The organism is Flavobacterium sp. (genome assembly GCF_043756175.1).
In the GTDB taxonomy this organism is placed as follows: Bacteria; Bacteroidota; Bacteroidia; order Flavobacteriales; family Flavobacteriaceae; genus Flavobacterium.
Window position 1 is genome coordinate 1 of record NZ_JAYURN010000168.1, and the last position, 7,378, is coordinate 7,378.

General features: G+C 32.0%; 6 protein-coding genes, 7 tRNA genes and 1 pseudogene. 7 read left to right on the forward strand and 7 right to left on the reverse strand.

Annotation, left to right across the window (positions count from 1 at the left end):
* Positions 1 to 6: 6 nt before the first annotated feature.
* Positions 7 to 720, reverse strand: a complete 714-nt coding sequence (locus ACH2BP_RS12995) for a carboxypeptidase-like regulatory domain-containing protein (RefSeq protein ID WP_395060580.1) — start codon at positions 718 to 720, stop codon at positions 7 to 9.
* A gap of 1,138 nt (positions 721 to 1,858) precedes the next feature.
* Between ACH2BP_RS12995 and ACH2BP_RS13000 the strand changes: the two genes are divergently transcribed.
* The 5 genes from ACH2BP_RS13000 to ACH2BP_RS13020 all read left to right on the forward strand — a co-directional run bounded on the left by ACH2BP_RS13000 (position 1,859) and on the right by ACH2BP_RS13020 (position 4,395).
* A tRNA-Asn gene (locus tag ACH2BP_RS13000) sits at positions 1,859 to 1,930 on the forward strand.
* Between the two features lie 6 nt (positions 1,931 to 1,936).
* Positions 1,937 to 2,010: transfer RNA gene (locus ACH2BP_RS13005), tRNA-Arg, on the forward strand.
* Positions 2,011 to 2,489: 479 nt separating this feature from the next.
* A tRNA-Leu gene (locus ACH2BP_RS13010) sits at positions 2,490 to 2,565 on the forward strand.
* Between the two features lie 3 nt (positions 2,566 to 2,568).
* A tRNA-Phe gene (locus ACH2BP_RS13015) sits at positions 2,569 to 2,641 on the forward strand.
* 653 nt (positions 2,642 to 3,294) lie between these two features.
* Positions 3,295 to 4,395: a slipin family protein gene (locus ACH2BP_RS13020; RefSeq protein WP_395060582.1), complete on the forward strand. Its 1,101-nt coding sequence runs from the start codon at positions 3,295 to 3,297 to the stop codon at positions 4,393 to 4,395.
* A gap of 106 nt (positions 4,396 to 4,501) precedes the next feature.
* On the opposite strand, the gene ACH2BP_RS13025 is transcribed toward ACH2BP_RS13020, so the two are convergent.
* The 3 genes from ACH2BP_RS13025 to ACH2BP_RS13035 form a co-directional block, all read right to left on the reverse strand.
* Positions 4,502 to 4,584 (reverse strand) — tRNA-Leu (locus ACH2BP_RS13025).
* 39 nt (positions 4,585 to 4,623) lie between these two features.
* Positions 4,624 to 4,696: transfer RNA gene (locus ACH2BP_RS13030), tRNA-Lys, on the reverse strand.
* A 25-nt stretch (positions 4,697 to 4,721) separates the two neighbouring features.
* Positions 4,722 to 4,794, reverse strand: a tRNA-Lys gene (locus tag ACH2BP_RS13035).
* Positions 4,795 to 4,920: 126 nt separating this feature from the next.
* Between ACH2BP_RS13035 and ACH2BP_RS13040 the strand changes: the two genes are divergently transcribed.
* Positions 4,921 to 5,442 carry a shikimate kinase gene (locus ACH2BP_RS13040; protein ID WP_395060584.1) on the forward strand — a complete coding sequence of 174 codons (522 nt, stop codon included), beginning with the start codon at positions 4,921 to 4,923 and terminating at the stop codon, positions 5,440 to 5,442.
* Here the strand turns inward: ACH2BP_RS13040 and ACH2BP_RS13045 are convergent.
* The 3 genes from ACH2BP_RS13045 to ACH2BP_RS13055 are packed head-to-tail and all read right to left on the reverse strand — an operon-like array spanning position 5,434 to position 6,903.
* Positions 5,434 to 5,931, reverse strand: coding sequence for a phosphoribosyltransferase domain-containing protein (locus tag ACH2BP_RS13045; RefSeq protein ID WP_395060586.1), 498 nt, complete (start codon positions 5,929 to 5,931; stop codon positions 5,434 to 5,436). The genes ACH2BP_RS13040 and ACH2BP_RS13045 overlap by 9 nt on opposite strands.
* A gap of 5 nt (positions 5,932 to 5,936) precedes the next feature.
* Complete coding sequence (locus tag ACH2BP_RS13050) at positions 5,937 to 6,527, reverse strand: methyltransferase domain-containing protein (RefSeq protein WP_395060588.1); 591 nt, start codon at positions 6,525 to 6,527, stop codon at positions 5,937 to 5,939.
* Positions 6,508 to 6,903 (reverse strand): RNA-binding S4 domain-containing protein, encoded by a 396-nt coding sequence (locus ACH2BP_RS13055; protein ID WP_395060590.1) that lies wholly within the window; start codon positions 6,901 to 6,903, stop codon positions 6,508 to 6,510. The genes ACH2BP_RS13050 and ACH2BP_RS13055 overlap by 20 nt, the downstream gene beginning before the upstream one ends.
* 76 nt (positions 6,904 to 6,979) lie before the next feature.
* On the opposite strand from ACH2BP_RS13055, the pseudogene ACH2BP_RS13060 reads away from it, so the two are divergent.
* Positions 6,980 to 7,378: pseudogene (locus tag ACH2BP_RS13060) on the forward strand (hypothetical protein); the annotation flags it as partial.

The window sequence follows — 7,378 nt, forward strand, 5'->3', positions numbered from 1 at the left end:
TATACATTAAAAAATATTTTTTAATCTTTGAAAGAAAGAAGGTTTTGAAACAAAAATTTCTTTTACAGAAACTTTACCCATCAACATTTGTTCATGTTCTTTCATTTTAATTGTAATTTCATTTTTTGAAACGTTTATAATTTGATTTACGTAACCTAAAAAATTAATAGATAAACGATCGCCTTCTGCCAATTCCTTTGGAAAAACAAAATTCCCAGTAAAATCAGTCGATGTGCTTATTGTGCCGCCATATTGTGTTACAGATACACCGGGCATTGGAAGACCGTTTTCATCAATTATTTTTCCTCTAACAACAAAAGGGGTGTTCGTAATATTTTTTTCTATTTTGTTTGCTTTTGGTTTCGATTCCATTTGGTGTTGTTCAATGGTCGGAACAGCGCCTGAGTTCTGCCCCCAATTCGTTGTGGTAGCAAACATAAGTAATGAAGAAACTCTAATCATGTCTAGCCAATTTGTATTTTGTTTTACCGTTGATCCAATTTCATCGGAGTAAGTTTTTAATTGGGACTCGCTAAAATACCCACAAGTATTTTTGTTCGGATTTTTAAAATGGTTGAAAATTTCTTTTTGACTCATTTTTGTAAAATCAGTTACATTTTCTTGACAAGTTTTACAATGACCTCCTGAAATAGTTTTACTAAAAGAATTGAATTTTTCAGAACAAGGTTTGTTAATCGAAATATTAATTTTTTGGCTCATAATTCTTTTTTATAATTAATTAAATTCTATTTAAGATTTAAACAAGAGGTACAAATATAAATGAAAAAAATAATTTGAATTGAACCCCATAATTACTAAGAGGTTTAAAAAGTATAAAAGGTTGGGATGGGCTTACTTTTTTTATAGTTATGCGCTATAATAGAAAATAACTAACAAATACAGTATTTACAAAGTCTGAAAATTATTACTATTTTAGTTCAAATTGATAATACGATTCCCTTGCTTAATTTGTTCCATAAAAGTACTAATTTTGTGATGGTTTCCTACCTTAATATCGTAATAGAAATTTTATATCAGTCGGCTAGACTTGATATACTTTAAAACCTATAATGTGTAGTTATAAATAATTAAAAAATAATACTACATTTGTCCCATGAATAATCAAAAACATATACTAATAGAAAGATCAGATCGCTTTGCAGGATTATATCCTTGTGGGCTTTTTGGACGTTGTATGTTTTTTTGTAAACCAGTAAATTGATTTTATAAAACAATAATAAATACAAAAGCGTCCTTTAATCGGGGCGCTTTTTTGGTTTTATAGTGTTTTATTTCGGTAAGATTTTAGATAATTAAATAGAAATAAGAGTTCAAAAGAGATAAAAAAATAACATCAATAAAAATAATTTAAAAAAATAAACAAAATGTTTCATGCTCAAACGAAATAACGAAATATAAGCTTTGAATAGTAACCAAATGAGAGACAGCCATTTGACAAAATTAGATTATCTGCACACAAGCGGACAGGACTTTCTATGTTTAAAAAATAATCATAAATAATTGATAATCAGTAAATTAAATAAAAATAAATTTGGAAGTTAGTTTTTTTTGATAGTATCTTTGCCTCAGAAAATTATCAATACCAATTGTATTTACAAAAAGCAATTACAATAAAAAAAAAGCAAAATGAGAACAATAAATTTACGATATAGCGATTCACTCACAACAGAGAAAACAACCATGATCAATTTTAATCAACATAGTAAACTAGTAAACCCGCGATTTGATTTCGGATACATTGTACAGGTGCACAACCATAGGCATTAGGATAGTAATATCTTATACACAACTATAGAGCACCTTCAAAAAGAGGTGCTTTTTTTATGCCCAAAAATAAGATTTTGTAGCTCAACGGTAGAGCGGTGGCTTGTTAAGCCAAGGGTTGAAGGTTCAAATCCTTCCAGAATCGCAAAAAGATTTCGTAGCTCAACTGGAAAGAGCAACTGCCTACGAAGCAGTAGGTTACTGGTTCGAATCCAGTCGAGGTCACAAAGTTTTTAGAAAGGAAACTGGCTTATTGGGTTTACTGGCTAACCTTCCCGACTGTCTCTCGGGAGAAACGAGTTCGATCCTCGTATAAGCCGCACATGGTGTTTTTAGTTTATTTGGTAAAATCTCGTCCCGAAGTTTCGGGAGTGAATCCGAAGAACAGGGTTCTCCCGATAGCTATCGGGACGAAAACACCCAAAATATAACTCTGGGAAGATAACGATTGGTTGTTTACCTGCTTTGGATGCAGGAGGTTGCAGGTCGAAATGCTTTGCATTCGTGAACACCTTTAAAATAAATAATAAAGAGGTGAACAATCCTGTTTCTCAGACAAATTGGAAGTACGCCGAAGCGAGAGAGTCGGGCTTGTCTGAAATGAATTTATTCATTCAGCGAAACAAGCAAAAACAAACAAAAACAAGAGCTAAAACCAAGTGTTTAAGTGCTGAGTAAGTGCAAATCTTACTACTTCCACAATTGCAGGGATGGCGGAATGGTATACGCGGTTGATTTAGAATCAACATTTTGAGAGTTCGAGTCTCTCTTCCTGTACCAATTGGAATAGTGGTGTACATGGTGTGCACGCCTGTTTGAAGAGCAGGAGGGAACCGTTCGATTCGGTTCTGTTCCACAAATAAATTATGTACGCAAAATAACTGCGTAGTTGGTTTTGAATATTTGTTGAAGAAATAAATATGTTCATTGAATTATAATATCAAACAAGTCCTGTTGCGTGTTTCTGTATAGCACCATTGTGGTAAATAGTACTGGGAAGTATTCTGTTTTACTATGCAACTTGATTTGGAGGTTTTTGATGGTTTTCCAAAAAATTGTCACACTCTATGGGTCGTGGGTTCGAATCCCACTCTCGTCTAATGACGAGATAGTTCAGTTTGGTTAGAACAATAGAAGGAAACGCAGGTTCGAATCCTGCAAACAATTTAGGTTTGGTTTTGACAGCGGCTTGTCGCCTTACAGACTCAAAATCTGTATTCCAGAGAACATTCACTCTTAAAAAGAATGGCACAAAGAAAACTGATTTGTCTTTGTCAGTGAAAGTTTTTATAAAACAACCACACTCACAATAAGACCTGAAAGTGTCTTTCGTTCTTTTGAACATTGAATTGCTTTATCATTTGATTATCAACTAAATTTTAGTTTTTAAAAAATAAGGACAAACCATTTCGGCAGACAAATCAACAAGTTATTTTCCGTCCTTTTTGGAGGACAAAGACAAAACGTTTTCTTATTAAAAAGAAAGAATAATAATTATAATAAATAGAAATGATGTTGAAAAGAATTAAAATCGATGCATACCAAGTAGGTTTGGTATTTGAAAATAGAAAATTAATCGAAGTGTTGAATGAAGGTAAATACTGGTTGTTTGGTAACAAAGAAGCAAGTATTTATGAAATGAAACAATCCTTTGTGGCTCCAGTAGAATTGAATCTTTTATTGCAAAATGAAGTTTTGGCTTCTATGTTGGAAATAGTAGAAGTTGCTGATAGTGAAATTGTGTTATACTTTGTAAACGGTATTTTTAAAGAAGTACTTACCACAGGTAGATATGCTTTTTGGAAAGGATATGTTGACAACAAGTTTGTAAAAGCGGATTTGTCTAAAGTAAATATTACTGAGCAAATCTCAGTAGTCTTATTGGAAAATGCAAAAGTGAAATTATTTACAAGAAAGTTTCAGGTAATGAGCAACGAAAAAGCGTTATTGTTTGTTAATGGTAGTTTTGTTAAAGAATTAATCGCGGGTACTTATTACTTTTGGAATAACTCTATTGCTGTAGAAGTTAAAACGGTTGATACAAGACAACAACAAATGGAAATTTCAGGTCAGGAATTATTGACCAAAGACAAAGCAGGTTTGAGAATTAATTTCTTTGTAAGATACCAAGTTAAGGATGTATTGAAAGCTTTAGTAGATAACAAAGATTTTGAAAAACAAATGTATGTTTTGATGCAATTGGCATTAAGAGCTTTTGTAGGCGGTTTCACTTTAGATGAATTGTTGAGCAAAAAAGATACTATTGCTAAAGATATTTTAGCAGAAGTAACCTCAAAAATCAATGATTTAGGATTGGTAGTTTCTGATGCGGGTATTAGAGATGTAATTTTACCAGGTGATATGAAAGAAATCATGAATCAGGTTTTAGTTGCTGAGAAAAAAGCACAAGCTAATAGCATTATGCGACGTGAAGAAACAGCCTCTACAAGAAGTTTATTGAATACTGCCAAATTGATGGAAGAAAACGAAATGTTGTGGAAATTGAAAGAAATGGAATATGTTGAAAAAATTGCCGACAAGATTGGTGAGATTACCATTTCTGGTTCTGGAAACATTATTGGTCAGTTGAAAGAGATTTTTGTGAAATAAGTTTCAATTACGATTAAATACATATTCGTTGAGGAGATGTTACGCAATTATTAAATAAAAAAAACCGATATTCTCTTATTTTTAAGAGGTTATCGGTTTTTTACTGTGACCACGGCGGGATTTGAACCCGCACGCCCTTGCGAGCACCAGCCCCTCAAGCTGGCAAGTCTACCGTTTCTCCACGTGGCCTTAAATAAAAAAAGTCAAGCTTAAAGCTCGACTTTCTTGTGACCTGGCTGGGGCTCGAACCCAGGACCCCATCATTAAAAGTGATGTGCTCTACCAACTGAGCTACCAAGTCATTGCTTGAAGAAATAAAAAAATTGTGACCTGGCTGGGGCTCGAACCCAGGACCCCATCATTAAAAGTGATGTGCTCTACCAACTGAGCTACCAAGTCATTGTATTTCTTCAACGCGGGTGCAAATATAAGAAGTTATTATTCATTTTTCAAAGCAATTTTGTATTAAATTTGTCTTTTTTTTACAAATGCACTCAGTGTGTTAATTTATAAGGTTTTAGCTTCATGAAAAAAATTGTTTTAGTTGGTTATATGGCTTCTGGAAAAACAGAAATAGGAAAATTACTGTCAAAAAAACTCGATTTGCCTTTTTTTGATATCGATCATTTAATCGAAAATGAAGTTTCTAAAACAGTAAATGAAATTTTTTCTGAAAAAGGGGAGATTTTTTTTAGAAAAAAAGAGCATGAGGTTTTTGTAAATAAAATCAATTCAAACGAATCGTTTGTATTGAGTCTTGGGGGCGGAACACCTTGTTATGCAAATAATCATGAGTTTTTACAAAAAGAAGAGGTGATTTCTATTTATCTCAATGTAAATATTCAAACATTAACAGAAAGATTAAAAATTAATAAATCAAATAGACCACTTATTAAGGATTTATCCGAAAATGAATTAACAGAATTTGTTGCCAAACATCTTTTTGACAGAAGTTTCTATTACAACCATTGTAAGCACACGATTTTTATAGATGATACTAAATCTCCGTTTGATGTTGTTGAAGAAATTCAGAAAATATTACTCTAAGAAAGCACAATCCTGATTTTCATCAAAAACCACTTGCACATGTTCTAATAAAGAAGTTGATAGTGAAATTCCTTTGAAATCGGCTTTTATAGGGTATTTTTTGTGGTTTCTGTCTATTAAAACTGCGGTTTTAAACTTATTCAAATCAACATCTAGAAAATGTCTTACACCGTAAATTAATGTTGTTCCAGAGTTAAGAACATCGTCAACCAACACCAATCCTTTGTTTTTATATTCATTTTTATTGATGGAAGTTGTAATGGGTAAACTTGGATTTTTCTTATCAATATTAACTTCACATAAAATAACTTCAATAGGAGAAATATTTTTTAGTTCCGAAGCAATTTTATTAGCAAAAACAGTTCCATTCCCTTTAATTCCAGCTATAACAATCTCTTTTTCGTCGATAAATGTTTCATAAATCTGATACGCAATTCGTTTTATTTTGAATTCAATTTCTTGGTGGTTTAAGATAATATTTTGGCTCATGGTATTTATTTTTTTGTAAATATAAAAAACAGTTCCTTTCCTTCTCGTGGTTTGATAGAATTATAAGCAGTTTCTAATGTTTTTATATTAAAATTAGTAGAAAATAATTTTAGATATTCTTCTTTCGATCCGCCAAATGGTGGTCCAACTTCAGTTAATGGAAACTGAAAAAACAAACCAATCAATTTGCCTTTCGGCGAAAGTAAAGAAAGCATTTTTTGCACATATTTAGCTCTTAATTCTGGATTTAATGCACAAAAAAAAGTTTGCTCGATGATTAAATCATAGCTTCCTTCGTGCTCAAAAAAATCCAAAACAATTAATTGCTTTGGATTGCAGTTTGGCATTCTTTTCTTCAAGTTGTCAATTGGATTTTGGGCATAATCGACAACAAAACTATTCTCGAAACCATTGTTTATAAGATATTCAAACTCATAACCATTACCACAACCAGGAATTAATATTTTGATAGATTTATCTTCTATTTGGTCAATATATTCTTTTAATGGTGTAGTTATTTCGCCGGCGTCCCAAATTGCATCGTTGGTTTCGTATCGGTTTTGCCAGTATTTTGGGCTAAGCTTCTTCACCTGCATCTTCAATTTTTATGTCAGTACCAAAATCTTCAATATCACGACGGTCTTTTTTAGTTGGGCGACCTGTTCCGTTTTTTCTGTAATGTTCTTTCGATAATTTTAACAATTCTAAATGAGCAAACGATTCGCTTGGGGTTTCGTCTTTTCTGTATATATCTACCAGTTTTGCACCCACGCGATTATCAGGAATACCTAAAACTGAAATAATATAAGTAATCTGGTCTCTTCTAAAAGTGACTTTATCGCCAGCAAAAACCTCTTTAGAAGCTTTTGCCACTTGATTGTTTACTGTAATATGGTTTTTTTTGCAAGCTTCGGTAACCATATTTCTGGTTTTGTAATAACGTACGCACCAAAGGAATTTATCTATTCGCATAAAAATTAAAAAACAAAGTTAAATTTTAAACAAAAATAAATCAAAATTGTATCTTGCACACCTAAAATAGAATATAATGATTAGATTTTTTAAAATAGTTTTTGTTTTTATAATGAGCTTGACGATTTTTAGCTGTAGTAAGGCCGATGATCCTGTTGTTCCTTATGTTGTTCCTTTTGCGGAGCAGTATCCTAAAGATTTAGCAGCTATCGATAAATATTTAGATGAATATCATATGGATGTTAATTCTGATAAAGATGTAACATTTACAAAAATACCTACACCCAATACGGCAAACTTACAAACAATTAGAGTCGAATACGCCTCTAATTTACATACAAAAACAGTAAACAGTAATGGAGTCGATTATAAAGTTTATTATGTGAATATTACTGATACTCCAGATCCTACTAATTATGGAGCTGGTGAAAAACCAACAAAAATAGATTCAGTATTTGTCTCTTATAAAGGACGT

Bases quoted from the DNA above. Each gene is read 5' to 3' on its own strand.
- ACH2BP_RS13055 (WP_395060590.1), bottom strand. From the start codon at position 6,903: ATGCGAATAGATAAATTCCTTTGGTGCGTACGTTATTACAAAACCAGA.
- ACH2BP_RS13045 (WP_395060586.1), bottom strand. From the start codon at position 5,931: ATGAGCCAAAATATTATCTTAAACCACCAAGAAATTGAATTCAAAATA.
- ACH2BP_RS12995 (WP_395060580.1), bottom strand. From the start codon at position 720: ATGAGCCAAAAAATTAATATTTCGATTAACAAACCTTGTTCTGAAAAA.
- ACH2BP_RS13020 (WP_395060582.1), top strand. From the start codon at position 3,295: ATGATGTTGAAAAGAATTAAAATCGATGCATACCAAGTAGGTTTGGTA.
- ACH2BP_RS13040 (WP_395060584.1), top strand. From the start codon at position 4,921: ATGAAAAAAATTGTTTTAGTTGGTTATATGGCTTCTGGAAAAACAGAA.
- ACH2BP_RS13050 (WP_395060588.1), bottom strand. From the start codon at position 6,527: ATGCAGGTGAAGAAGCTTAGCCCAAAATACTGGCAAAACCGATACGAA.